This window comes from Staphylococcus sp. T93 (genome assembly GCF_016743875.1).
Lineage (GTDB): Bacteria > Bacillota > Bacilli > Staphylococcales > Staphylococcaceae > Staphylococcus > Staphylococcus aureus.
The window spans coordinates 2,501,339-2,527,253 of sequence record NZ_CP068247.1 but is presented as its reverse complement, the minus strand read 5'-3'; the positions used below and the strand labels follow the sequence as shown (position 1 = coordinate 2,527,253).

Below are 25,915 nucleotides of genomic sequence, written 5' to 3'. Positions count from 1 at the left end.
TAACAATATTAACTTAAAATCATATCCACTAATGCTTCTACCGTAACATTGCCAAAATAATAAACGATGTCTAATTGCTTTAACTGATGCGTTAAATCTTCTCTTGTCATTTTTGTTCCTTGTAATGCTTCTTCCACATCTTTTATATCACCTTGTCCAAAGAAATCCCCATAAATACGACAATCTGCGATACGATTTTGTTCAACAGAAATTGTTATGTCTACCGTACCTGAAGATAATCTTTCACTTCGATTGTATTCATATTTGGGTGACTTGCCATAATTCCAATCCCAATTTTTATACTTTTTATCAGCTAATTCATCAATCGCTTCCCAATCTGCATCCGTTAATTCATATCGTTTCGCCTCTTTAATGTCATCGATTCCCAAAATCTGCGTCACCATTAAATTTTTAAATTCTTCAATGGTTATATCACGATACTTTTCATCCAGTGCTTCTCTAAGATGACCAACACGTGCGCGCACAGATTTAATCCCTTTCGATGCAATCTTTTTGCGATTAGGCTTTAACACTTTATCCATTGCTTCATAATTAACATCAAGTAATAGCGAATAACCGCCATAAATACGATTATTCATTAATGTCATTGCGGCGCCTGACACTTTTTTACCATTCAATGTTAAATCATTTCTACCGCTTTGTACCACATCTGTTGCACCTAATGTATGCAACGCCTTTATAGCTGGTTGATAAAATCGTTGAAAATCACCATAAATTGAAGTGTCTTGTTCTAAAATACAACACATATTAACGGCACCTTTATCAACATACACAGCGCCACCACCAGTATCTCGGCGAACTACTTGAATACTGTGTTTATCTATATAATCTTGATTCACTTCTATAGCAGTATTTTGAAAACGTCCAATTTCCACTTTTGGATCACAATAATAAGGGAATAAAATATCTTCATCTAAAAAGATATGCTGGTTAACATAAACTTGCATAGCGAGTGCAATCGCACCATCAGTAATATATTCTCCATTTCTAATCGGTTCTATTAAGTACATCTTCTGTCTCTCCAATGTTGTTATTTTTCGTTGTGCTGTCGTTCCGGAGTGCTGCTGTAATCAATGTTGAGATATCCTCAGTTAAATGTATGGTACGTTCTTGAATTGAATTCGGAATGCGATATGCCTTTTTATTCATCGTCATATAAAGGGCATTTTCATTTTTACGTGTCATACGCTGAAAAGGATGCTTCACAAATTGTGGTGTAGTATAACCAATTCCAATTTCCAAATACAACACTTTATCATCTTGATGTTGCTCTAGAAAAGCATTATAACGATGTAGTTGCGCATGAAATTCAGCATCTTCAACCATCCCAACTTCCGCTTTACGTTTATTCACTTCCATTGGGGCATCACATTTTGGACATCTTGGAATCATCTCCCAAGGTATAAGCATATCTTGTTGCGCAACAACCATTTTACGAATTAAATCATCATTGCGATACGTTTGAGCATGACAATGCTGACTACACTGTTGCAGTATATACTCCCCTTGTATATGAAATACATGAGTCATATCATAATCAGCTACATCGAAAGCATTATCTGCATTCGTAGTTATAATGTGGTACTGTTTACCTTCCACCAAGGATTTTAAAGCGAGGTAAGACTGACCTACAGGTTGATCTAAATAGTTTAATGTAATAAAACGACTCTCAAATGCCCAATACTCTTGCCAACTGCCATAAGGATGTAAACTCGCTTGCAACATATCAAAGAAGCGATATTTTTCAATAAAATCTGGGAAATTTTCCGTAAAACGCTCTCCTACATATGTAAATCCGTCAGATGCAGACATGCCTGCACCAATTCCAATCACTATCGCATCTGCTTCATCAATCGCAGTACGCAATACTTCAGCCTGCTTTGTCTTGTCATCCATTAACAGAGACATTGCATTCCACTTACTACTCTGCATCACGGTTAAATGCCTCCTTATACAGTTGTAAATCCTTATCTGTAAATACATTGAACACGACTTTCAATGTTGAATTTGTTTCTTTGAGATAGCTTTCTACTGTTCGAACAGCAATTTCTGCTGCTTCATCTTGAGGAAAAGCAAATACACCTGTAGATATACAGCAAAAAGCGACATGATTTAAACTATGTTGATCAGCCAATTTAAGACAGCTAAGATAACATTTAGCTAACAAGTCCTGATTCATCTTTGAAACAGGCAATCGACGTATTTGCGGACCAACCGTATGAATTATATACTTTGCTGGCAAATTATATCCACGTGTTATTTTGGCTTTACCTACACCTTCATTGCGCCCTTGTTGTCGAATGATCTCTGCACAATCAAGTCGAACTTGAACACCCGCTTTTGTATGAATAATATTATCAATGCAGTCATGATTAGCTTGCATACATCCTAGAAAACGACTATTTGCAGCATTAACAATAGCATCGATTTTTAACGTCGTGATATCACCTTGCCAAACAAAGATATTGTCACCTTTTATCGGCTTCAAATCCTTCAAATCCGTAACATGTTGACGATTCAAATCACTTAACATAGCATCTTGTACAGCTAAATATTCATCACTTACAGGTAATGCCGGTCTGACATTTGCTAAGCCTCGATATAATTCCCACAAATCTTCAAATGAAGATGGCATTACCAATACGTCATTGTCATTTCTCTCTCGATGCATATCATTGATTAAATATTCAAGTCTCGCTTTATTTGATTTTAACGTTTCCATTTAAGCCTCCGGTAATGCTAGGAATGCTTCTTTATCGACATCATCCAATTTGAACAACCAATTTTCTTCTGGTTTTTCAGAGTTTAAAATTGTCGGTTCTTCTTCCGCTTTTGTATTTCGCTCAATAATCGTTCCTGACAATGGCGTTTGCACATCAATGACCGTTTTCGATGCTTCGATACTCACAATTTCATCATCCACTTTAACTTCATCTGGACTTACGAATTCAACATAACCTACTGTCCCAATATCATCTTGCAATTCAGGTGTCATACTAAACACATACAAATCTCCTACTTTTTCTACCCATAAATAATTGGCTAACTTTTTCATCTTATCTTCATCCTTTCTCTTCTATTTAAAATGCTACAAATAAATTTCCGCGAGTAATTTTAATGTTTTACAACGCTGTTCAATACCTGGAATAAGCGGTGCTACTAACACCTCATCAACTTCAAACGTAGCAATGAAATCATCTAATTGTGCTTTAACCTTTTCTTGTGTACCTGCAATGATGCGTGCTTGATGTGCTTGAATCATCTCTTTGTCTCGATCATTAAGCTTATACTTTTGTGCTGTGTCTACTGAAGGAAAATCTTCAAATTCTGCAAATTGTAATTTACCTAATAACCAAACATCTAAGGCATGTTGTAATGCTGCTACTTCCGCTTCGTTATCAGCTACAATGACAAATACAGATGCCATCACCTTTGCGTCCATTTTAATCGTTGATGCTTGGAAATGTTTTTTGTAAATATCAATGTTATCCTTCGCTGTATGTATCGCATTTATATCTGGTAGCAAAAATGTTCCAACAGAAAGCCCTATACCTAGTTCGGCAGCTATTTTGGCAGATGTTGCGCTACTACTTAATAACCACATTTCTGGAAAATGATCAATGTGTGGTTGGACACCTAACGTATGCGCACTTGGTTTATCCTTTATTGTAAGATAATCACGTAATAACGAAATCGATTCATCGTAACTATCATATGTAGGATTTATTCCATCTAAAGCTTGCTTTACCATAGTAGTACCTGGATTATTACCAATACCTAAATCAATACGATTTGGATATAACGCTGCCATCATTCTAAAATGCTCAGCAATTTTATAAGGTCGATAGTGCGGCAGCATCACACCACCAGAGCCAACTCGTATGTGATTTGTCTGCGCCAATGTATGCATCATCAAAAGTTCTGGACTACTACACGCAAACGCTGGTACATTATGATGTTCCGTAAACCAAATTCGCTTAAAGCCAAGTCGATCTGCTAATTTTGCAAGTGTCACTGAATCTTGCAATGCCTTTTGTGCATCCTTACCTTCATCTATTAAGGCATAGTCTAATACGCTTAATTTAACCAATCCGTCATCTCCAAACTTATCCTGTCATGTCAAACCGACATAACATTTTAGCGTTCTTAATACCATTCCCTCTTCATATACCCACGTATATGATAACGTTTTTCAATTAACTTTTATATCTTTTCGCCTTTATTTTTCTTTTTCATATTCATATTTTCAGACCTACAAATGCCATTCATTAGTTTAATTTTAAAAATACTTTCCATGTACCAATTCTATTCTATCAAGACTGTTCATCATTGATTATTCATTCTTTCCATGGTACTTTGAAAACAATATTGAATAGAAAAGGAATCATAGTATGTACCGATACAAACCACTTTTACAATCAATCCACTTACCTAATGGCATCAAAATTTCGAATCGCTTTGTATTATCACCAATGACCGTAAACACATCAACAAAAGAAGGCTATATTACAAAAGAAGACTTGGCTTATGCTGCACGTCGCTCTAATTCAGCTGGAATGCAAGTCACCGGCGCTGCTTACATTGAACCTTATGGTCAATTGTTTGAATATGGCTTTAATATTGATCATGATGCTTGTATCCCTGGATTAACTAACATGGCATCTACGATGAAACAACATGGTAGCCTCGCTATTATCCAGCTAGCGCATGCTGGTCGTTTTTCAAATCAAGCCATTTTAAATTTTGGAAAGGTGTATGGACCAAGCCCTATGACATTGCATTCACCGATTGAACACGATGTTATCGCCATGTCTCATGAGAAAATCAATAGCATCATTCAGCAGTATCGCGATGCTACATTACGCGCGATTAAAGCAGGTTTTGATGGTGTGGAAATTTCGATTGCACAACGTTTGCTGATTCAAACATTTTTCTCAACTTTTTCGAATAAACGTACAGACCATTACGGTGCCGACTCATTAAAAAATCGTGCAAGATTATGTTTAGAAGTTATGCGTGCGGTACAAGAAGTGATTGATAAAGAAGCACCTGACAATTTTATTTTAGGATTTCGAGCAACGCCAGAAGAAACCAGAGGCAGTGATTTAGGATATACCATTGACGAGTTCAACCAATTAATCAATTGGGTCATGGACGTTTCAAACATCCAATACTTAGCAATCGCTAGCTGGGGTCGACATATTTATCAAAATACGTCTCGTACACCAGGTGATCATTTCGGTCGACCAGTTAACCAAATTGTCTATGAACATTTAGCAGGTCGTATCCCTTTAATTGCAAGTGGCGGGATTAATTCTCCAGAGTCTGCTTTAGATGCTTTACAACATGCAGATATGGTCGGCATGTCTTCGCCTTTTGTCACAGAACCTGACTTTGTGCATAAACTTGCTGAACAGCGACCACATGATATCAATCTTGAATTTTCTATGGCAGATTTAGAAGATTTAGCCATTCCACATGCTGCTTTTAAAGATATTGTTAAAATGATGGATTATGGGGAAGGTCTAAAGAAGCATACCCGTGACGCTTTACGTCAATTGGAACAGAATTATCATGACTCATCGTCTTAAGACTATTTTTCATGGAAATTTAAGACAGTGTTATAATGACATCAATATCAAAAATAAGGAGCCTATTAAATCGTGACTGAAATTAAAGATAAAGTAATTACTAAAGATGCATTTGCATTACCTTACACAATTATTAAAGCAAAAAATCAACCAACAAAAGGCGCTATTGTCTACATCCACGGTGGTGGATTAATGTTCGGTAAAGCTAACGATTTATCCCCACAGTATATCGATATCCTTACGGAACATTACGATTTAATTCAACTAAGTTATCGTTTATTACCAGAAGTAAGTCTCGATTGCATTATTGAGGATGTCTACGCATCATTCGATGCGATTCAATCACAATATTCTAATTGCCCTATTTTTACCTTTGGCAGATCATCAGGTGCATATTTAAGTCTATTAATTGCACGAGACAGAGATATTGATGGTGTTATTGATTTTTATGGTTATAGTCGCATCAACACTGAACCTTTTAAAACAACTAATAGTTATTACGCAAAAATAGCTCAAAGCGTAAACGAAACAATGATTGCACAACTCACTTCACCAACACCGGTTGTTCAAGATCAAATCGCACAACGTTTTTTAATCTACGTTTATGCACGTGGCACAGGTAAATGGATAAATATGATTAACATTGCTGATTATACTAATTCAAAATATAATATTGCACCAGATGAACTTAAAACACTTCCACCTGTTTTCATTGCGCATTGTAATGGCGATTATGATGTTCCCGTTGAGGAAAGCGAACATATCATGAATCATGTTCCACATTCAACATTTGAACGCGTGAATAAAAACGAGCATGATTTTGATCGTAGACCTAATGACGAAGCAATCACTATTTATCGTAAAGTTGTTGATTTCTTAAACGCTATAACAATGATGTAATATATCATTATTTTAAAAAACTCAATTTATCATCATGATAAACAGTTATTCGATCAACCATATTATTCATACAATTTATTAAGCTCATAAACAGATACGCCTGTCCCTTTAGTTTTCGCTAATGAGACAGGCGCTTTATTTCACTTTACTATTTTTAAATTCAACACTGTGATGCTACTTATATCTGATGTGCCATGATAACAGCACGATTTACATAGCATATTAAATTCAGAAGATGAATTTAACTTGCTTTCAATTGTGTTCCTTTACTTTCAGTCGCTTCAACACGCAACAAGTCATTTATAATACCTGTATAGAAGTTGGCAAGTTCTGCACCTTTACGTTTGAAATCCAGGAAGTCCACACCGATAAAATCGACATGATCCCATCCTTGTATGATTGGTTTAACTTGCCAGATACCTCTGCGTGTGGCAGGTTCATCATTCGTAACATTAACAAATGGTTGATTGGACGGATGTAATGACGAAATCACTGGTACGACACCATCATTTTTACGCCATTCTTCTCTTGCATCATGACCAATAATTCTACTCGTTGTAGCCATTAAGAAAAATGTACCTAAATCAGGATTTTCATAACCTAATGGACCAGTATGAGATGATACACCTGTATAAGTCGTATACGTAATATTAGGATTCATACTTGTCATGTTGTTCAATTTTGCAGAGCCATCTAACGTTAAATCATAGGCAGCATTGTCGTCTGATGTCCAAATTTTGCTTTTACTAACGCGTTTTATATAGTCAATGTAACTCTCATTTGGTAATTGTTTAAAGCCCCATTGCGTTAATCCTAAATCGATATTCGAATACTTGTTACCCATAAATCGATTTAAAGCGAACATGATTTTTCTAACAGCTTCTGTATTTCCAAACTTATCAGCTGCTTGTGAACCATTATGTGGTGTTGCTAATGTTGTGATTGATGCAACCATATTGTTATGACCACCAGTGAATAATGGTGATATTTCTCCACCATGCGCTTTATGATAGGCAATTTCTTCTTTGTTACCATTTCTTAAAAACTCTTCCATTAAACGAATTGTTTGACCACCCATACTATGCCCTACAAGATGTACCTTTTTACCAGGTTCCCAATTAGGCATGATTCCTTTATAAGTCTTACCATAGCGCTCATGTCCGTATTTAGCTGCATGTGCTGCGCCATAATCTACGCGACCACCTTTAATGTAATAATAAAGTTCTACAGCGCGATCATAGTTACTACCAAATGCACTTACACTTGCTTGATGTACATTATAGCCTTGCTTTCTCAATTCTTCGATAACTTTAAATTTATTTCCACCCCAATAATTTGGATATAAAGCAGGTGCATTATCGCCTACTAATCCTAAAAATCCATGTACAAAAACAACTGGATATTTGTTAAGTGGTTGTACTTGATTCGCTTTAAGTGGTCGAACCTTTTTAGCATCTGCTGCTGCATTTGTAGTCGAACGTGTTTTAGGCGCTTGAAGCGCATCTTTGATTAGTTGTTTATTATCAGTATTTTTATCTGTCGGTTTCTCTGGGGAATTTTGACCATCGATATGTTTACTTAAATCGCCAACTTGTGGTTTCTGTTCACTTTGGCGAACAGTATCATCTTGCTTTGCATCTATGATTTGATGCGCAGGTTGATGTGTATCTTGTTGATTTGGATGTTTGTCCGTGGTTGCATCTTGTGCTTTTGTTGATTTAGGTGCAGTTTTATCATTAGACGGGGGTGTAGTTGAAGTTGGTGCTGCTTTATCATGATTGGGTATTACCTTTTGTGCCGGAATGGATGGTTGTGATTTATCAACATCATTCGATTGTGACGTTGTCGATTGTGATCCATTACGTTCAGCATGATGGGTATTTTGAACCTGATCATTTTGACGTTCAGTATTATTAGTCGCATTATTTTGGTGTGACTGTTTAGAACCTTGTCGTTCAGAATCTTGCTTTACTTGATTATCATTTTGCGTTCTGATTGTTTTACTATTTTGTGTTGATTGATGCTTCGATGATTGAAGCGTATCTTTACCTTCTGTCACTGTTCCACTTTTACCATTCTCTTTATGCATATCGTCTAATTGCTTTCCTGACTGCATTTGATGTGACGTTATCGCATTCCCTTGTTCTCCCGGTTGATTTAGTGTTTCTTTTTGTGCCGCTGCATTAGTTGATGTTTTTTCCGAGGCTTGTGCTTCATGTGATGACACAACAAACATTGTAGCCGCTAACACTGACACCACGCCTATTGAATACTTTCTAATACTATACTTTCTTTCTTCTTGTCCTCTTAACATATAATCACCTCAAAAGTATTTTTTTGACCCCCTCTTGAGAATGAAAAACAACTGCACCTTCAATATAACATGACATATATTATTTTTTGATTAAGACTACAAAATTAATAAAAATTTAATAATACGATATTAAATCGATACTAATCATTTACAAATATGTGTATTTCCAAATAATTTATAAACACTTTTAGTTGTGGTGTTGAATCAACACAACAACATTTAAGATAAATATTTTATTAAGTAATATAGTTTCAATCTATATATAATTAGTTAATTTGTATTGGTATGAAAATAATTCAAACTATACAATTATAGTAAGTTTTCAGATTTTTCTAAATTAAAATAATGATTCATCTCATTAAGGGGAAGATGCATCATACAGTTTTGTGTATTCATTTAAACAAAGGGGTTGCTTTAATGAATCAATATCATTCTAATGCACAACAACCAAGTGCATGGCGTTTTTTTGTCTATAGTTTAGTGGGCATACTATGTTTCTTTATTCCTTTTACGATTAATGGTAACAACACTATTTTCGTCGATCATGTTCATCTAGCCATTCGCTCAATCATAGGTCCACTTATGCCCTATGTTGCACTGATTATGATTTTAATTGGTACAGCGTTACCAATAGTGAGACGTACTTTTATGACTTCAATCACAAACTTGGTCATTACATTATTTAAAGTTGCAGGTGCAATGATCGGTATAATGTATGTATTTAAAATCGGTCCATCAATACTATTTAAAGCTAACTATGGTCCGTTTTTGTTTGAAAAATTAATGATGCCATTAAGTATCTTAATTCCAGTAGGTGCAATTGCGCTTTCTTTATTAGTGGGCTATGGCTTATTAGAATTTGTCGGTGTTTATATGGAGCCTATTATGAGACCTATTTTTAAAACACCAGGAAAATCCGCTGTCGATGCAGTGGCTTCGTTTGTCGGCAGTTATTCCTTAGGATTATTGATTACTAATCGTGTCTATAAGCAAGGGATGTACAACAAACGAGAAGCCACGATTATTGCGACTGGCTTTTCAACAGTTTCAGCAACTTTTATGATTATCGTTGCTAAAACTTTAGGATTAATGCCGCATTGGAATTTATACTTTTGGATAACTTTAGTCATCACATTTGTCGTGACTGCAATTACTGCATGGCTACCGCCAATCAGCAATGAATCAACAGAATATTATAACGGACAAGAAGGAGAACAAGAAGTTGCTATTGAAGGAAGCAGACTGAAAACTGCATATGCAGAGGCGATGAAACAAAATGCATTAACACCATCTCTCGTGAAGAACGTTTGGGACAATTTGAAAGACGGTTTAGAAATGACTGTTGGTATTTTACCTTCTATATTATCGATTGGTTTTTTAGGACTGATTGTAGCGAACTATACACCATTCATTGATTGGCTTGGCTATATCTTCTATCCATTTATTTATATTTTCCCAATTGCTGATCAGGCTTTACTAGCAAAAGCGTCAGCGATTTCTATTGTAGAGATGTTTCTACCATCTTTGTTAGTAACTAAAGCTGCAATGAGTACTAAATTTGTCGTCGGTGTAGTAAGCGTATCAGCCATTATCTTTTTCTCAGCATTAGTGCCATGTATACTAGCAACTGAAATTAAAATACCTGTCTGGAAACTCATCATCATTTGGTTTTTACGCGTGGCGTTGTCGCTATTAATCACCATCCCCGTCGCTTTACTTATTTTTGGATAAAGTTGAAAATAAAATCACTATCATAAACAAACAAAACGAGATGAACCCATTACATTCATTCAGCCACCTAAGATAATTAGGTGCCTTTAATTAATGATGGTCATCTCGTTTTTTTATCGTTATCATTTAATCTTCCATAATTTGAACAAAACGTTTCGTAATTTCTTTTGGTCGTGTTATCGCACCACCAACGACTGAACAATGAACGCCTAAGTCCATCACACGTTTATACATATCCGGTGTAATGACATTACCTTCCGCAATAACTTTTGCATCAACACTTTGTAGTACATCTTTTAAAAATTGGAAGTCATTTTGATAAAGTAATTGTCCTTGCGTATAACTAGTATAGCCATGTAACGTCGTGCCAATATAATCAAAGCCAAGTCGTGCGGCATTTTTAGCTTCTTCAACGGTCGCGATATCAGCCATGATTTCAACGTTCGGTGCATGTGTTCTAATATATGATACTAATTCGTCTAACGTTTCTTTCGGACGTTGCTGTAACGTTGCATCCAATGCAATGACTTCACATTGGCTTTCTATCAGTTCATCAACTTCTTTTGACGTTGCAGTAATGAAAACATCTGAGTGATCATAGTCACGTTTCACAATGCCAATAACTGGTAAATCTACCGTTTCTTTAATTGCTAAAATGTCTTCCTTAGTATTTGCGCGAATACCAACAGCACCACCTTCATACGCAGCTAATGCCATTTTCGACATAATAAAAGATGAATGCAATGGTTCATCTGGTAGTGCCTGACAAGATACTATTAATCCATGTGGTAACATTATTCCTCACTCCATAAGTCGTTTTTTCACGTAAAGTCATTTACAATATATCATTAAGATAATTTTTATCAATGCTTTTTACTATCTTGAAAATATTTTTCATATATAATAGTAATCATTAAGATGAAGGGGTGACACAATGAAATTTGAGAATCGTGTTCAACGTTATCAACATTTATTTACAAAAACTGATAAACGCATCGTCAATTATATAAGACAAAATGGTTATAGCGATGCCTTTTCAACGATTAACTCCTTAGCCCATGCGATTGGTACATCACCAGCAACGATGACACGCTTTAGTCATAAGCTGGATTATGAGAATTTCCAAGATTTAAAATTTAATATTCAACAAGAAATGACAGAGACAGTTATTGAAAATAGCCCAATTATTCAAAGAATTCATAAATATCATCAACAAATCATTCAACAAACTGGTGAATTTATTGATAACGACATTATCCAAACCTTTATCGACAAACTTCAATCAAGTCGACATATACTCTTTGCTGGACTAGGTAGCTCTGGTTTATCAGCGACTGAATTTTATTATCGTATGATTCGTATGGGGCTAAAAGGTAATGTTACTACCGATTCACATTTAATGAAAATATCGGCATCCCTACTATCTCATTCGGATATGTTTATTGCTATGTCAAATAGTGGTAATACTTCGGAATTAATTTCTGCAGCGGAAGTCGCCAAATCTCATGGTGCATATGTCGTTGCCATCACAAATTTTGAAGGTAGTAAACTTACAGATTGTGCAGATTTAGTACTTTTAACAACGGATCAATCGCGTAATACCGACCATCAATTTATCAACACACAAATTGCGACACTCTTTTTAATCGATATCGTGAGTTATCATTTATTAGAAAATACGAATCTGAGTCAAACTTATCAACATACTAAATCTATTATCCTAGACAACAAATAACTAGTAGTATATTCAAATCCACCTGCAACTGTAGACAATCATCGTGATTGTCCCAACGAGTTGCTAGGTGCTTTTTTAATTTCAATACCAAATATTTTTTTACATTTTCTAAAATTTTAATATCTCAGCTTCTTCAATTTAATTTGCCCGTGGCACACTGTTGGTTGATATAGTTTAGATTGGTCCTAGATAGAGTGTGATGTGTGGAACTAACAACAGCTCTCATCTCTCGTAACGGTTTCAAATTCTATTTTAGAATGACTCCTTCTTTCAACTATCATTGCAAACAGCCATATAATGCTGCATCATTTTTACTCTTAGTCGTTTGTATTGGTGCATAAACATAGTCTTTTGGTAAATAGTGTGCAACTTTCGGCTCGATATATTTAATGAGATTATCTCCTTGTTCAGATATACCGCCCCCAATTAATATAAGCCCTGGATCATACATGACCTGTATTTGGGCAATCCCTTCTGCTACATCTTCTGCCCACTCATTCAATATTTGTTTTGCAATATCATCACCTTCTTCAGCTGCTTCAAACAATACTGGCACATGTGTGCTTCTCGTAAATCCTCCGGCAATCATGCGCTTTTTCAATGCACTCGTTGCAGCACGTTGCTCAAACGTTGTATTTTCAGTTGGACGATACAATAAATACCCAACTTCATTTGCCTTATGAAGCTCACCATTATCAATATGACCTTGATTATTCTTGTACGCACCCCCAATGCCTGTACCAAGCGTCATACAAAAGATCCGTTCTGCTTGATATTGATGTAATTTCAATTCGCCTAGTAATGCAGCGTTTACATCATTTTTTACTTTGACATAAGGAGACAGTGATTTTAATAATCGCTTAAAATTAGTACCTTTATAATTCGGAATGGTTGGCCCTGCGTATACAATTTCGCCTTTTTGTTCATCAACAACGCCTGCTGATGAAATACCTATGACAGGTTGGATCAACTGATATTGCTTCATATATCCTGTTACAATCTCATATACTTTGTCAGTAATAAGCTCACTTTTGTTGTCCGGCGTTGATATTTGTTGATAGTCAAACATATTCAATTGCTTATCAATAACTGCCGATTTAATTTGAGTGCCTCCAATATCGATTGCGATGTAATACACCTTACTCACTCCATTTCTATTGATTTTGAAAAACATTTTCATTAATTATACATAAATATGACTACAATTTTCAAAAAGATATTGTTACATTTTATGATAGCGTTTACAATTATAGCTGTAAACTATATTATCAAATGATTTTTGGAGGGACTTCATAATGAACAAAGATTTAAAAGGTTTATATGCAGCGTTACTCGTTCCTTTTGATGAAAATGGTCAAGTAAATGAACAAGGACTTAAACAAATTGCTCAAAATGCCATTGAAACTGAAGAATTAGACGGTCTTTATGTAAATGGTAGCTCAGGCGAAAACTTTTTATTAAATACAGAGCAGAAGAAGCAAGTTTTCAAGGTTGCCAAAGAGGCAGTTGGGGATAAAGTGAAATTGATTGCTCAAGTAGGTTCGTTAGATTTAAATGAAGCCATTGAACTTGGAAAATATGCCACAGAACTCGGTTATGATGCACTTTCTGCCGTAACACCATTCTACTATCCATTTACTTTTGAAGAAATTAGAGATTACTATTTCGATATTATCGAAGCAACTCAGAACAATATGATTATTTATGCAATACCAGATTTAACAGGTGTGAATATTTCTATTGAACAATTCAGCGAGCTATTTAATCATGAAAAAATTGTTGGTGTTAAATATACAGCGCCAAACTTCTTCCTACTCGAACGTATTAGAAAAGCATTCCCAGACAAATTAATCTTATCTGGCTTTGATGAAATGTTAGTTCAAGCTACGATTTCTGGCGTAGATGGTGCAATTGGTTCTACATATAACGTTAATGGTCGCCGTGCAAGAAAAATCTTCGACTTAGCACGACAAGGTCAAATTCAAGAAGCTTACCAACTGCAACATGATTCAAACGACATTATCGAAACAGTGTTATCAATGGGGATTTATCCAACATTGAAAGAAATATTACGTCATCGTGGCATTGATGCAGGATTACCGAAAAGACCTTTCAAACCTTTTAACGAAGCACATCGACAAACATTAGATCAACTCATTGCAAAATACGATTTATAGACATCAAAGAATCAATACATTGTAAAGGGGATGTTGCCCATGAAAGAAGTTGGATTTGGCACACTAAACTGGGTTGCCGTTATCATTTATCTACTAGCTATGTTGTTCATTGGCGTTTATTTTACCAAGCGCGCGAGCCAAAGTACCAATAGTTTCTTTACCGCAAGTGGTCGCTTGCCATCTTGGGTAGTTGGCTTTTCAATTTATGCTACTACGTTAAGTGCGATTACATTTATGTCGACACCAGAGAAAGCATTTTTAACAGATTGGTCATATATCGCTGGTAACATTGCTATCGTCGCAATTATTCCATTACTTATTTATTTCTATGTCCCTTTCTTTAAAAAGTTAAAGGTAACATCTGCATATGAATATTTAGAAGCTAGATTTGGCCCTAGCATACGTGTCATTGGCTCATTATTATTTGTCGTTTACCATTTAGGGCGTGTTGCAATTGTTATCTACTTACCAACATTAGCAATCACATCTGTATCAGACATGAACCCTTATATCGTTGCATCACTCGTTGGTTTACTATGTATTTTATATACATTTTTAGGTGGTTTCGAAGGTGTGGTTTGGAGTGATTTCATTCAAGGCGTCATTTTATTAGGCGGCGCTTTAGTTATTATTATTCTAGGTGTTGTGAACATTAAAGGCGGTTTCGGCACTGTCTTTGCAGATGCGATTGAGCACAAAAAATTAATTAGTGCAGACAATTGGAAACTAAATACTGCGGCAGCTGCCATTCCAATTATTTTCCTAGGAAATATTTTCAACAACTTGTATCAATACACAGCGAGTCAAGACGTCGTGCAGCGTTATCAAGCTTCTGATAGTTTAAAAGAAACAAATAAATCGTTATGGACAAATGGTATCCTAGCTTTAATTTCAGCACCCTTATTTTATGGTATGGGTACAATGCTGTATTCATTTTATACACATGAAGCTGTTTTACCAAAAGGCTTCAATACATCATCTGTAGTGCCATATTTCATTTTGACTGAGATGCCACCATTTGTAGCAGGATTACTTATTGCAGCCATTTTCGCCGCTGCACAGTCTACCATTTCATCTAGTTTAAATTCTATATCTGCTTGTATTTCAATCGACATTAAGCAACGCTTCTTCGGAAAAGGTAGCGAGCGACACGAAGTTAACTTTGCACGTTTCATTATTATCATTGCAGGTATTTTCGGTTTTGGAATGTCACTATACTTAATTGCTTCTAATTCAAATGACTTATGGGATTTATTCTTGTTTGTGACTGGATTATTCGGCGTTCCATTGGCTGGTGTATTTGCAGTTGGTATTTTCACTAAACGTACGAATACATTCGGTGTTATTTGTGGATTAATATTGGGTATCATCTTTGCTTATGTCTATAATGGTGTTGGCAAAGGTAACTCACCTTTCTATGTATCTACCATTTCATTTACAGTTGCTTTTGTCTTTGCTTATATACTTAGCTTCATTGTCCCTTCAAAACATAAAAAAGATATAACGGGATTAACAATTTTTGAAAAAGATAAACCATCAACATACATTTCAAAAACGGCTACGAAAAAGTAGATTGTTATGATAAAACCCCGTCACTAAGTTATGATGCGCTGTTGCGCCAACTTGGTGACGGGGTTTAGCTTTGCCATGAATTTAATTTAGGTACTTCGATTCATTTACAATACTAAGCCAATGATTGATCCTGAAATGATTGAAGCTAGAGTTGAACCAAGTAGCAACCTCATTGCAAAGGATGCAACTTTTTCTCCTTGTTTATCACTAATGCCTTTAATTGAACCTACGATGATACCAACCGTACCAAAATTAGCGAAGCTTACTAAGTAAACTGAAATGATACCTTGTGTTCGAGCTGATACATCACCCAGGACATTTTTAAAATCAAGCATTGCTACAAACTCATTTGTAATTAATTTAGTCGCCATTAAAGAGCCAGCTGGAACAGCTTCGCTCCATGGAATCCCCATTAAGAATGCGATTGGTGCAAACACATAGCCAATAAGCTGTTTAAAGTTCAAACCAACACTACCAAACATGATATTAATTGCTTCCATTAATGAAATAAATGCTAACAACATTACGGCTACTACAACAGCGATTTTAAACCCATCCATCGCACTATCACCAATCATTTGGAAAAAGGCAACTTTCTTAGGTTTTCCTGTTTTTCCATTCAATGTTTTAGTTTCTGTGGATTTCGTTAAGTTATCAATTTCAACATCAGTATCATCAGATTTATAGGGATTGATTACACTGGCGATGATAAGCGCACTAAAAATATTTAACATTACTGCTGTAACTACGAACTTGGGTTCAATCATCTGCATATATGAACCTAGCATTGCCATACTAACAGCACTCATACCAGACGTCGCAATTGTATATAATTTCGCTCTAGATAATCTTGGAATAATATCTTTTATTGTTAAATATACTTCTGGTTGCCCAAACATTGCTGTTGAAATAGCAAAATAACTTTCTAAGCGCCCCATTCTAGTTATTTTATTAATAGCGATACCTACATATTTGATAATAAATGGTAATACCTTAATATAATTAAAGATGCCTATTAATACAGAAATAAAAACTAATGGCAGTAATACGTTTAAAAAGAACGTAAAGCCATTTTTATTTTGTATATCTCCAAAAACAAAATTTATGCCTGCTTTACTAATATTTATTAGCCCTTCAAAAAATGAACCTAGTGCAGTTAAAATTGTCAAACCAATCGTTGTGTTCATCATAAATAACACGATCAACACTTGAATAAATATCATTATTAACGTCTTTTTGAAGTCTATTTTTTTACGATCAAAACTGAATAAAAACGCAACAAATAGTGCAAATGCTATCCCTGTGATAGCGAATAAAATATTCATGTATCATCACCTACAATAATTTATTAACAGCGACAGCAATTTTAGCACCCAACGCCGCATTGTTTTCAACAAGTTTTATATTTGCTGCTAAACTTTTACCATTCGTTTTTTCTACAATTTTCCCTAACAAGAACGGTGTGGCGTCCTTACCTTTAATACCTTGATTTTCCGCTTCAACAACAGCTTCATTTATGATTGCCTCAATATATGCTTTTGATAAGGCATGCTCATATGGAATTGGATTAGCAACAACAATGCCACCTTCAAGATTTAACTGCTGTTTTGTTAAATGAATGTCAGCAAGTCGTTCTGGCGTTTCAACCGAACTTGTTAACTTAACACCGCTTTCGCGAGTGAAGAATGCTGGCAATTCATTCGTTTGATATCCAATAACTGGAACGCCTTTTGTTTCTAAATACTCCATCGTCTTAGGTAAGTCTAAAATTGATTTGGCACCTGCACAGATAACAGTGACATTTGTTTTAGACAGTTCTTCTAAGTCTGCTGAAATGTCCATCGTATGTTCTGCACCTTTATGGACGCCCCCAATACCTCCTGTAACAAAAAATTGAATACCAGCCATTGCAGCACATATCATCGTCGTCGCTACAGTAGTAGCACCAACACACTTCATCGCAATAACTTCTGCTAAATCCCTTCTAGATACTTTAGCAACGTCTTTACTAGTTGCCAGTATTTCTAAATCTTCGCTTTCTAAACCAATTTTAATTTTGCCATCTATAATGGCTATGGTTGCTGGAATGGCACCATTATTCCTGATAATTTGCTCTACTGTTGTTGCCATTTCAACATTTTGTGGGTACGGCATACCATGCGAAATAATTGTTGATTCTAATGCTACAATCGGTTGATTGTTCTCCCGTGCTTGCTGAACTTCTCGAGAATACTCAATATACTTTTGTAAATTTGCCATTTTTATAATCCTCCATATCGTGATAAAGTTGCTGTTGATCTAGGTTTTGCCTAACTGTATATTTCGTTTCTATCGTTTTCTTTGCGTTAACCATACCAGCAATTAATATATCTTCAGTAGACATCCCATTTAACCAGCTATACACTACTGCAGCACAGAATGAATCGCCTGCACCTGTAACATCTTTCACACTATTTGATGGCATAACTGACTTAATGATTTCTTCCTCACCACTTCGATAAATGAGTTCTTTCACGCCATTTGTCACAATAACATTTTTAACACCTAAATCATTCCAGCGTTTAGCAGCTATTTTTAAATCATCAGTAGATTCTATTTTTAAATTTAAGTATGTTTCTGTTTCATCTTTATTCGTGATAATCCAATCAATAGCATGTAATGAATCAGGCATATTTTTCATTTTTGGGGAAGAAACCGTGGTGATAACTAATTTGATTTGATGTTTCGTGGTATAGGCACATAAGAAGTTTAATGCCTCTTTGCCTAAATTCAAATCTACAATAATGCACTTAGCCTTTTTCAATAAGTGTGAACGCTTAATTAAAAATTCAGGCGTAATGTAGTCAAACACTTCCATATCTGCTAAGCCATATGTCATGTCGCCTTCTTTACTAATTAAAGCTGTATATGAACCTGTACTCGCATTTTCAAATTGTTGAACATGATCCAAATTCATAAATGGTGTGGACAATCGTTTAATCATTTCCCATTCACTATCTTGTCCACTAGCAGATAAAAAAGCGACCGTTTCGCCAAGCCTACCTAAGTTCTCAGCAATATTTCTTGCTACGCCACCAATAGAGCGTGTTGACGTTACAGGATTTGATGTTTCTGCAACTAAATTTTTATGCACATAAAACTTACGATCTACATTCGCTGCGCCAATACAAACAATAGGATAATCTTCATTTAAAACATATGCCTTTCCCATAACATATTCCTTTTGTATTAATCCTGAAATAATGTTTGCTACGCTGGGTCTAGATAATCCAATTGCCTCAGCAAGTTCACGTTGTGAAATAAACGGATTATCTTTAATTCTTTTTAAAATTTCTTTCTCAGAATCGCTCATAACATCCCTCCTCATATTGACTTAAAATACTTGAATCAGTGAATTTACAAAAATATCGTAGCATGCTGTTATTTCTGTTGTAAACGCTTACATTTACCGTTATATCAATGATATTTGTTTATAAAATACGCATAATTTCGTAAAAAGTAAGTTCATTCCATCGTGTAAAAGGTACTTGAAAAAATGATAAATGTTTATACAGTATGATATTTGTCGACAATAAATTATGACATTTTTATGTCTTGTATTTTTCTATAAAAAAACGTGACTCATTATCGACTGTTACATCGACTGAATCACGTTACTATGTTTTATTTGTTTTTACTATTCAATATGATGATGCTATGCGTCTACTGCACCTCGATTAATCATGTCTTGCTTAGTAACAATTGGATATTTTTTAAATACAATTGAACCAAGATAACCTGCAAGCGCACCTACAATCGCCATTACTACACCATAAATCACAATTGTCGTCGGATGATTAAATCCAAACATAACTAAAAATCCTGCAATCGGTGTAGCTGTACCTGTCGCATCGTTAATTAAACCTGACATAGCAATAATTAAACCAGCAATCGCACCACCAAAGAAATTTGTAATATAGATTGGAATTGGATTGGCTGATACAATATCTGCTTGTGATAAAGGTTCAATACTTACTGCAATCGTAGACTTACGATCACCTAATTTTAAGCGATGGAATAGCGTCCCATTCATAAATGCCGAACTAAATGCTGCCATGGCACCAATAGCCATAGGTACACCCGTTAAACCTAATAATGCTGTCAATGCCATTGAACTCAATGGCGCTGTGCCGACAACCGTAATAATACCACCTAAAATGATACCCATGATAATTGGATTCGTATTCGTACTACTTTGGATAATATCACCAATTCGAATCAATGTACTATTCACTACTGGCGTTAATAATACTGCAATAAGACGAGCTAATGGCGCTAAGATGACAATCGATCCAATTAAGTCGACACCATCCGGCACATATTTCTCTGTATATTTCATCACATATCCAATCATATAACCCGCAAAGAAACCTGGTAATAAATCCATACCACCGCACGCGGCTGCTATAACTAATGCATATACTGGTGACACACCGATAGCTAATGCTGTTAATCCAGCGGCAGCGACACCACCTAGACCTCCCGCAGCGTCTCCTAGCTCTTCTAAAAATTTAATACCGAATACTTCGCCACCAACATATTTATTAAATGCTTCCACTAAAAATGTTGCGATTGCTGCATTAGCTAATGCTCCCATGGCACGCATACCATTAGGCGCTTTATATGTAAATAATGTAAAAATCACTAAGACCAAAAATAAAAATAAAGTACCTATCAATAAATCCATAACCATTGACCCCCATTACGATAATTTTATATTCAATCCCCATATTTAAATATTGAATACTTAGAGGCCATTTTACTACAAAAAATATTATATTTCACGGAATATTTCTGATTTTCGATAATAATTATTATTAATTGAATGTGAAAGTTTATTCAAATAATACATAAACATAAAAATACCGGCACATGATGTACCGGCTTAATAAAACTATTCTACTGTTTCATTTTCAAGATTAAGGACGCCATCTTTCATATGATATGAACGATCACAATATGCTTTAAGTCGTTCATCATGTGTAACAATAATACATGCTTTCTTTCTTTGTTTGGCTTGATCACGTAGAATTTTAATGACTTCAATCGCATTTTCAGTATCTAACGCCGCGGTAGGTTCATCCGCTAAAATAATCGACGGATTCGTATATAACGCTTTGGCTATCGCCACACGTTGTTTCTGACCACCTGAAATTTCTGAAGGTAACTTATTAAGCAATGAAGTTAGACCTAATTGTGACATAAGTTGCTGATAGTCTTCATTAGACATAACATTCTTATTTTTCTTTTTCAATAATGTAAATTGTTGCTTTACCGTTAAAAATGGTACAAGGTTTGTAGCTTGTAAAATAAAACCTATTTCAGACATTCTAACTTTTGCCAATGCTTTTTGCTTCATTGTCGTAATATCTTGGTTATTGATTAAAATGTGCCCAGATGTCGGTGTTTGTAAAGCACCTGCCATAGTTAGAAATGTACTTTTACCAGAGCCAGAAGGTCCAACCAATGCTATAATATCACCTTTATTTATCTCAAAATTTGTATCTTTAACCGCTTCAATGTTACGATTCCCATCTTTAAATGACTTTGTTACATTTTCAAATTTCAACATTTGCTACACCTCCTACCCAATCGCCTTTAACGGATCTATTTTTCTAATTGTTAAAATGGAGAATAAACTTCCTAATACAGAGACAATCATTAACACAATTGCAAATACGAGCAATGTTAGTACATCGAATTTGACAGGTACTGCATCAGGTAAAAATGCACCTGTAACGCCTGTTAACAGTAAGCCAAATGCCGTACCAAATAGTGCTAATATGACCGTCTGCGAAATTACCACATTCGCCAAATAGCCATTCGTAAATCCTTGAGCTTTTAATATGCCAAATAAACTCGTCTTTTGTAATGTCATGACATATAGGAAAATGCCTATAACTGTAGCTGAAATGACAAATAAGAATGAAATCATAAAGTTTAATGTTAAGTTCTGTGGTTTATAACCTGGTAAATTTTCAATAAAGTCATTAATACTTACCGCTTCAAGCTCTTGGTTTAATTTTTTGTCTTTCCAATTTGTATCACGTACAACAACTGCATTAATTTTATCTCCAGTCAATCTAGGATTGATCTTGGCAATGGTAGCGTCATTCGTGAAAATGACTGATGACGCATTATATTTTGCACTTTCTGTAAAACCTACGATATGCAATTTTTCATCTGATTGAGATAGTGATAATGTGTCACCAATTTTAAATCCTTTATTTTTAAGCGTTTCATCAGCTAACACTTCATTATCTTTAGTCGCTTTATGCCCTTCTATTAAACTCGGAACTAAAAATGATGACTTTTCAACACCGAACACTAAAACATTGTCTTTTTGATGGCCATTAGACACAATTTCCCCTGTTTGCTTCAAAGTAGCTTGCTTCTTGTATTTATTTTCAATATCTTTCTTGTTAAAAACAGATTGTTGCACAGTTTGATTGGCATCTTTATTTAGAACAATGGCATCTGCTTGCCACTTATCAATGCCTTCTTTATTCATATTGATAAGACCATTCGCCAATCCAGATAATAAAAATAGCAAGTAACTAATCATCGTTAACACACCAATAATTAGTCCAAACTTCAATTTGTTGCGCCGTATTTCATTCCAAGCTAAAAACATGCATTTCTCTCCCTACTACTATGATTTAAACATTGTTTATATTCTTAGATGCACGTACGTCGTGTTGCGCTCTGTAATGTTATACATACACTTATCCTTCATTATACCCGAACTTTTTATATTAAAAGCAAATTTATGGAAAATGCAATTAATTGTCTATTATTTTTGTACGGTACATTTAAAATTAAGGATCAATTTAAAAACGCCTACATATACCTTTAAGTACATGTAGACGTCCAATTCATATATTATTTAACTTCGCCTGTTTTAGGATCGAATTGCTTAATAGCATTTTTACGTAATTTATCTTTTGCTTTGTCACTTGCTTTATAGTTATTGTTGTAAATCGTAGCTTCCCAACTACCATACATTGGGTTAGGGAAAATGATATATTTCTTACCGAAATCGTCTTTATGTTTTTCAATTAATGCTTCACGAGATTCAGCTGTAGCTTCTTTTGGATCTGTAAAGTCTAATAAATTATCTCCAAATAGCATGACAAGTTTATGATCCTTTTGAACCATTTGTCTGCGTGATTCTTTACTCTTATCATCTTTACCTTTTAGTAAAATATGACTCTTCTTAGCTTGAGGGATACCTTGTTGTTTTAAGTTCTTTTGTGTTGCCTTTAAATCTTTTTCTTTATCTCTATCAGAAATATAGTAGATATCGACACCTTTTTTGTCAGCATATTTCAAGAATTCTTTTGCGCCATAGACAGGTTTAGCTTTAGCAGCTTGTACCCATTCATGCCAACCTTCTGGGAAAGGTTTATTATGTATTGATGCATAGCCTTGATATGGAGAATTATCTAAAACTGTTTCATCTAAATCCAAAGCAATAGCTAACTTATGTTTACCTTTATTCTTTTTAATCTCTTTATCTAACTGTGTCTTTGCACTGTTATAACCTTGTAAATATAATGCTTTTGCTTCAGCTGAATTTTGATACCAAGCCACTGCCATAATATTTTGATTACCAAGATTCGCCTTTTGTGATGCTGGTATAGAAGCTTGTTGCGTTTGTTGAACTTCAGCAGAACTTTTGGCAAACGCTGTAGAATTTGTCGTTTGTGGTGCTGAAACTGTAACCGCTACCGATAATGATGCTATTGCAATATACTTTGAAATTTTATTCATCTTATCACCTCATGATTAATATTTAAAATACAGTTAAAATTATAAATGCATTTATTTAATATTGCTATACTATGAAAAGATATTTAATATTATTTCTTGAAAAGCTAACAAATATGTGAACATTTCATATAAGCATGATTTAATGGGAGACCTATCACATGAGAGAGATTTGTGATTTATCACGTAATAAACTTAAATTCATTTGAGTGACTAGGCCTTCCTATCAGACATATTCACTCATCCACGTATCATTATGTGTACAGTGTGCTATCTCTTATTTACCTATTGGAACAACCATAAACTCATCCATAGTTTACCTTTTATAAATAGCAGTCCTCACTCATACAATTTCTCATAAAAATCACAACGCTCCAACGTATTTCCAACTTACTTTCACCTATTTTAATTCATAAAAACGACACTTTAATTGTCATTATCCAATAATAGCAAGACGTTATTATTGCAATCTTTTTTATAAAATAATAGAATCATAGTATTGTCATTTAAAGATAAAGTAAGAACGTTTTTATTTTTCAGATTTTTTAAATTATTATGAATATCTAGTTTTAGGAAGGAAATTACATTGAAAAAACAAGTTATTATTTCGGGCCTCATGTTATTTTCACTATTTTTTGGAGCCGGAAATTTAATATTCCCGCCCATGCTTGGCCATACAGCGGGTCAAAATATGTGGATTGGTATGCTAGGCTTTGCCCTTACAGGCATATTACTCCCCTTTATTACTGTTATTGTTGTTGCATTTTATGATGAAGGTGTTGAAAGTGTAGGCAATCGTATACATCCATGGTTCGGGTTTATTTTTGCTGTCGTGATTTACATGTCTATCGGAGCATTTTACGGTATTCCACGTGCTGCAAATGTCGCGTACGAAATTGGTACAAGACACATTTTACCTGTGCATAACCAATGGACTTTAATTATATTCGCAGCAATCTTTTTTGCCATCGTTTACTGGATTAGTTTAAATCCATCGAAAATCGTTGATAATTTAGGTAAATTATTAACACCGTTATTACTATTAATGGTCGCTCTATTAAGTATTGCTGTCATTTTCAACCCTGAATCTGCACTAAGTGCACCTAAGGATAAATATATAACACATCCTTTCATTTCAGGAAGTTTGGAAGGCTATTTTACAATGGATCTTGTTGCTGCGTTAGCTTTTTCCGTAGTCATTGTCAATGGCTATAAGTTTAAAGGCCTCACAGATCGCATGAAAATTTTAAAATATGTCTGCTTTTCAGGTCTTATTGCAGCCATATTACTTGGAATGATTTACTTTGCACTTGCATACGTTGGGGCATCAACAGCTCCAGGAAACTTTAAAGATGGTACAGATATATTGACGTACAACTCATTACGATTATTTGGTTCGTTCGGTAACCTCGTATTTGGAATGACGGTTATCCTTGCATGCCTAACAACATGTATAGGACTCGTCAATGCTTGCGCCACATTTACTAAGAAACACGTACCTAAGTTTTCTTATAAAATATTCGCACTTATTTTCTCTATCATAGGGTTCTTATTTACAACACTTGGTTTAGAAATGATTTTAAAAATTGCTGTCCCATTATTGACTTTAATATATCCCGTGTCGATTGCACTTGTACTCATATCATTTGCTAACATGTTTAGCACATTCAGATTCAGTTGGGCCTATCGACTCGCAACTGTTATTACATTGATTATTTCAATTTTACAAATACTAAATAGTTTCAACTTATTACACGGTGTTATTTTGAAATCGTTTATGATGTTACCTTTAGCAGATATCGATTTAGCTTGGCTTGTACCATTCATGCTCTTTGCTATTATCGGTTTCATAATCGATGTATTTATACGCCGTCCGAAACAAGCGACAACTTAATAAATGCTCACTGCCTAGTAATGATTGACCCATCGTTACTAGGCTTTTTTATATGAAATTCATGACTTTTCAGTGATACCGTCTGTCTATTGATTATTTTAAAATAAATGATTTGTTAAAAAATCCTAGCTGTTATTCAAAAATATTAGTTTTTAAAATTAATTTTGTGAA

Annotated in this window: 24 protein-coding genes; 8 read left to right on the top strand and 16 right to left on the bottom strand. The window is 34.8% G+C overall.

Annotation, left to right across the window (positions count from 1 at the left end; all coding sequences use genetic code 11):
- Window positions 1-8: 8 nt before the first annotated feature.
- From lplA to JG553_RS12320, 6 genes are all read right to left on the bottom strand, one after another.
- Window positions 9-1,031 (bottom strand): lipoate--protein ligase, encoded by a 1,023-nt coding sequence (gene lplA, locus JG553_RS12345; protein WP_000280803.1) that lies wholly within the window; start codon window positions 1,029-1,031, stop codon window positions 9-11.
- The gene (locus JG553_RS12340; protein ID WP_001191946.1) at window positions 1,009-1,953 is read right to left on the bottom strand and encodes an SIR2 family NAD-dependent protein deacylase; all 945 of its coding nucleotides are present in this window, start codon (window positions 1,951-1,953) and stop codon (window positions 1,009-1,011) included. Before JG553_RS12340 ends, lplA begins: the two co-directional genes overlap by 23 nt.
- Window positions 1,943-2,743 (bottom strand): protein-ADP-ribose hydrolase, encoded by an 801-nt coding sequence (locus JG553_RS12335; protein ID WP_000449060.1) that lies wholly within the window; start codon window positions 2,741-2,743, stop codon window positions 1,943-1,945. The genes JG553_RS12340 and JG553_RS12335 overlap by 11 nt, the downstream gene beginning before the upstream one ends.
- The gene (locus tag JG553_RS12330; RefSeq protein ID WP_000731878.1) at window positions 2,744-3,076 is read right to left on the bottom strand and encodes a glycine cleavage system H family protein; all 333 of its coding nucleotides are present in this window, start codon (window positions 3,074-3,076) and stop codon (window positions 2,744-2,746) included.
- Between the two features lie 33 nt (window positions 3,077-3,109).
- Window positions 3,110-4,111: an LLM class flavin-dependent oxidoreductase gene (locus JG553_RS12325; protein WP_000240065.1), complete on the bottom strand. Its 1,002-nt coding sequence runs from the start codon at window positions 4,109-4,111 to the stop codon at window positions 3,110-3,112.
- Between the two features lie 113 nt (window positions 4,112-4,224).
- Window positions 4,225-4,317, bottom strand: coding sequence for a hypothetical protein (locus JG553_RS12320; protein WP_001801779.1), 93 nt, complete (start codon window positions 4,315-4,317; stop codon window positions 4,225-4,227).
- A 95-nt stretch (window positions 4,318-4,412) separates the two neighbouring features.
- Between JG553_RS12320 and JG553_RS12315 the strand changes: the two genes are divergently transcribed.
- A complete protein-coding gene (locus tag JG553_RS12315) occupies window positions 4,413-5,612 on the top strand; it encodes an NADH-dependent flavin oxidoreductase (RefSeq protein ID WP_000286484.1) in 1,200 nt (399 codons plus the stop codon).
- Between the two features lie 72 nt (window positions 5,613-5,684).
- Window positions 5,685-6,512: an alpha/beta hydrolase gene (locus JG553_RS12310; protein ID WP_000136020.1), complete on the top strand. Its 828-nt coding sequence runs from the start codon at window positions 5,685-5,687 to the stop codon at window positions 6,510-6,512.
- A gap of 241 nt (window positions 6,513-6,753) precedes the next feature.
- Here JG553_RS12310 and lip2 read toward each other — a convergent pair whose 3' ends face one another.
- The gene (lip2, locus tag JG553_RS12305) at window positions 6,754-8,826 is read right to left on the bottom strand and encodes a YSIRK domain-containing triacylglycerol lipase Lip2/Geh (protein ID WP_000943836.1); all 2,073 of its coding nucleotides are present in this window, start codon (window positions 8,824-8,826) and stop codon (window positions 6,754-6,756) included.
- Between the two features lie 417 nt (window positions 8,827-9,243).
- Here lip2 and JG553_RS12300 point away from each other — a divergent pair, with 417 nt between their 5' ends.
- A complete protein-coding gene (locus JG553_RS12300) occupies window positions 9,244-10,557 on the top strand; it encodes a YjiH family protein (RefSeq protein ID WP_001077722.1) in 1,314 nt (437 codons plus the stop codon).
- A 126-nt stretch (window positions 10,558-10,683) separates the two neighbouring features.
- Here JG553_RS12300 and JG553_RS12295 read toward each other — a convergent pair whose 3' ends face one another.
- Window positions 10,684-11,352 carry an N-acetylmannosamine-6-phosphate 2-epimerase gene (locus JG553_RS12295; RefSeq protein WP_000936720.1) on the bottom strand — a complete coding sequence of 223 codons (669 nt, stop codon included), beginning with the start codon at window positions 11,350-11,352 and terminating at the stop codon, window positions 10,684-10,686.
- Between the two features lie 139 nt (window positions 11,353-11,491).
- Here JG553_RS12295 and rpiRa point away from each other — a divergent pair, with 139 nt between their 5' ends.
- Entirely contained in the window at window positions 11,492-12,292 is an 801-nt protein-coding gene (rpiRa, locus tag JG553_RS12290) for a pentose phosphate pathway transcriptional regulator RpiRA (protein WP_000667382.1), read from the top strand.
- 277 nt (window positions 12,293-12,569) lie between these two features.
- On the opposite strand, the gene JG553_RS12285 is transcribed toward rpiRa, so the two are convergent.
- Entirely contained in the window at window positions 12,570-13,430 is an 861-nt protein-coding gene (locus tag JG553_RS12285) for an ROK family protein (protein ID WP_000291445.1), read from the bottom strand.
- Between the two features lie 157 nt (window positions 13,431-13,587).
- Between JG553_RS12285 and JG553_RS12280 the strand changes: the two genes are divergently transcribed.
- A complete protein-coding gene (locus JG553_RS12280) occupies window positions 13,588-14,469 on the top strand; it encodes an N-acetylneuraminate lyase (protein ID WP_001030738.1) in 882 nt (293 codons plus the stop codon).
- 39 nt (window positions 14,470-14,508) lie between these two features.
- Window positions 14,509-16,041, top strand: a complete 1,533-nt coding sequence (locus tag JG553_RS12275; RefSeq protein ID WP_000665736.1) for a sodium:solute symporter family protein — start codon at window positions 14,509-14,511, stop codon at window positions 16,039-16,041.
- A gap of 104 nt (window positions 16,042-16,145) precedes the next feature.
- On the opposite strand, the gene JG553_RS12270 is transcribed toward JG553_RS12275, so the two are convergent.
- From JG553_RS12270 to JG553_RS12255, 4 genes are all read right to left on the bottom strand, one after another.
- Window positions 16,146-17,366, bottom strand: coding sequence for a NupC/NupG family nucleoside CNT transporter (locus JG553_RS12270; protein ID WP_001022961.1), 1,221 nt, complete (start codon window positions 17,364-17,366; stop codon window positions 16,146-16,148).
- Between the two features lie 10 nt (window positions 17,367-17,376).
- Complete coding sequence (locus JG553_RS12265) at window positions 17,377-18,300, bottom strand: pseudouridine-5'-phosphate glycosidase (protein WP_000002068.1); 924 nt, start codon at window positions 18,298-18,300, stop codon at window positions 17,377-17,379.
- Window positions 18,275-19,393: a carbohydrate kinase gene (locus JG553_RS12260; protein ID WP_001283977.1), complete on the bottom strand. Its 1,119-nt coding sequence runs from the start codon at window positions 19,391-19,393 to the stop codon at window positions 18,275-18,277. Before JG553_RS12260 ends, JG553_RS12265 begins: the two co-directional genes overlap by 26 nt.
- Window positions 19,394-19,735: 342 nt before the next feature.
- Window positions 19,736-20,725, bottom strand: coding sequence for a PTS sugar transporter subunit IIC (locus tag JG553_RS12255; protein WP_223181135.1), 990 nt, complete (start codon window positions 20,723-20,725; stop codon window positions 19,736-19,738).
- On the opposite strand from JG553_RS12255, the gene JG553_RS13365 reads away from it, so the two are divergent.
- A complete protein-coding gene (locus tag JG553_RS13365) occupies window positions 20,676-20,816 on the top strand; it encodes a hypothetical protein (RefSeq protein WP_011446983.1) in 141 nt (46 codons plus the stop codon). The two genes, JG553_RS12255 and JG553_RS13365, sit on opposite strands and share 50 nt — an antisense overlap.
- Window positions 20,817-20,974: 158 nt before the next feature.
- On the opposite strand, the gene JG553_RS12250 is transcribed toward JG553_RS13365, so the two are convergent.
- From JG553_RS12250 to JG553_RS12240, 3 genes are all read right to left on the bottom strand, one after another.
- The gene (locus tag JG553_RS12250) at window positions 20,975-21,652 is read right to left on the bottom strand and encodes an ABC transporter ATP-binding protein (RefSeq protein ID WP_000911019.1); all 678 of its coding nucleotides are present in this window, start codon (window positions 21,650-21,652) and stop codon (window positions 20,975-20,977) included.
- Between the two features lie 12 nt (window positions 21,653-21,664).
- The gene (locus JG553_RS12245) at window positions 21,665-22,714 is read right to left on the bottom strand and encodes an ABC transporter permease (RefSeq protein ID WP_000477934.1); all 1,050 of its coding nucleotides are present in this window, start codon (window positions 22,712-22,714) and stop codon (window positions 21,665-21,667) included.
- Window positions 22,715-22,962: 248 nt separating this feature from the next.
- Complete coding sequence (locus JG553_RS12240; RefSeq protein ID WP_001033876.1) at window positions 22,963-23,853, bottom strand: 5'-nucleotidase, lipoprotein e(P4) family; 891 nt, start codon at window positions 23,851-23,853, stop codon at window positions 22,963-22,965.
- Window positions 23,854-24,436: 583 nt separating this feature from the next.
- On the opposite strand from JG553_RS12240, the gene brnQ2 reads away from it, so the two are divergent.
- Entirely contained in the window at window positions 24,437-25,744 is a 1,308-nt protein-coding gene (gene brnQ2 / locus JG553_RS12235; protein WP_000745099.1) for a branched-chain amino acid transport system II carrier protein BrnQ2, read from the top strand.
- Window positions 25,745-25,915: the final 171 nt, after the last annotated feature.